The organism is Rhodopseudomonas sp. B29 (genome assembly GCF_000333455.1).
Lineage (GTDB): Bacteria > Pseudomonadota > Alphaproteobacteria > Rhizobiales > Xanthobacteraceae > Rhodopseudomonas.
In genome coordinates, this window is record NZ_BADD01000434.1 from 1 (window position 1) to 1,389 (window position 1,389).

At 63.0% G+C, this 1,389-nt stretch carries 1 protein-coding gene and 1 pseudogene; both read right to left on the reverse strand.

Annotation, left to right across the window (positions count from 1 at the left end; all coding sequences use genetic code 11):
- Positions 1-10: 10 nt before the first annotated feature.
- Positions 11-589, reverse strand: a pseudogene (locus tag I5M_RS15565) (extracellular solute-binding protein); the annotation flags it as partial.
- Between the two features lie 10 nt (positions 590-599).
- The coding region (locus tag I5M_RS15570) for an aminotransferase class I/II-fold pyridoxal phosphate-dependent enzyme (RefSeq protein ID WP_022722240.1) at positions 600-1,389 on the reverse strand (790 nt) is incomplete at its 5' end.

Here is a 1,389-nt window from a genome sequence, read left to right on the forward strand (position 1 = left end):
CGGATCAGGCCAGATAGTTCAGCGCGGCCGGCAGAATGTCGTCGGCCGAGTCCAGCATCTGCACGCCGCAATCGGCGAATTTGGCAAGGTTCTCCGGCTTGAAGACGATGTCCCAGCTGTCGATGACAGCGTTCTCGCCAAGGATCTTCTTCACCGCGGCGACATTGTAGCCGATGCCGGTGGTGCCCCACATGTAGTTGACGGCGAATTGATTTCCGGGATCGTACATCGCCAGCTTGGCTGTCACCACGTCCCAGGCGTTCTTCAGGTTCGGCAACTTGGCCTTGTCGAGCTTCTGAAACACCTTGGCGCCGATCTGGCGCTGCAGGAAGTAAGCAGTCGGCACCACGACGTCATAGCCGGACTTGCCGGCGAGCAGCTTGGTCTCCAGCGTCTCGTTGCCGTCGAAGGTGTCGTAGATCACCTTGATGCCGGTCTCGCGGGTGAATTCGTCGAGCACGCCCGGCGCGATATAGTTCGACCAATTGTAGAAATTGACGGTGCGCTCCTGCGCCTGCGCAGGCAGCGCCAGCATCGCCATCACCGCCGCCGCACCGATCCAGAATCGTCGCAACATCGAACCCCGCATCGCCCTGCCCCTAGCGGCCATGCACCGCGTCCGAAAGACGCTCGAGCGCCGTGTCGAGCGTGGCGTCACGTTTGGCGAAGCAGAACCGCACCACGCTGGTCACCGGGTCTTCCTCGTAGAACGCCGAAACTGGGATCGCCGCGACCTTGTAGTCGCTGACGACGCGCTTGCAGAACGCCTCGTCGGTTTCGTTGAGCCCGAGCGGCGCCAGATCGACGGTGAGGAAGTACGTGCCTTGCGAGCGGATCACCGGAAAGCCGATCTGCTTCAGCCCCTCGGCGAGCCGGTCGCGGCTCCGCGCCAGATCCTTGCGCATCGACAGGAAGTAATCGTCGTCCTTGCCGAGCCCATAGGCCACCGCGACCTGCAGGTTGGGCGCTGTGGTGAAAGCGAGGAACTGATGCACCTTCGCAGCGACCCGTAGCAGCGGCGGCGCGGCGCAAACGAAACCGACCTTCCAGCCGGTCAGCGAGAAGATCTTCCCCGCCGATCCGATCTTGATGCAGCGATCGCGCATGCCGGGGATCGACATCAGCGGAACATGCTCGACGCCGTCGAACGTGACGTGCTCCCACACCTCGTCGCAAATCGCGACCGCATCGTACTCCTGGCAGAACCGCGCCAGCAGCTCGAGGTCTTCGCGCGGATACACCACCGCGGCCGGATTGAGAGGATTGTTGAAGACGATCGCCTTGGTCTTGTGATTGAAGACCTTGCGCAGCGCTTCCTCGGTGATACGCCAATGCGGCGGCTCCAGCCGCACCAGGCGCGGAACACCGCCGGCCTGGCGGATGATCGGC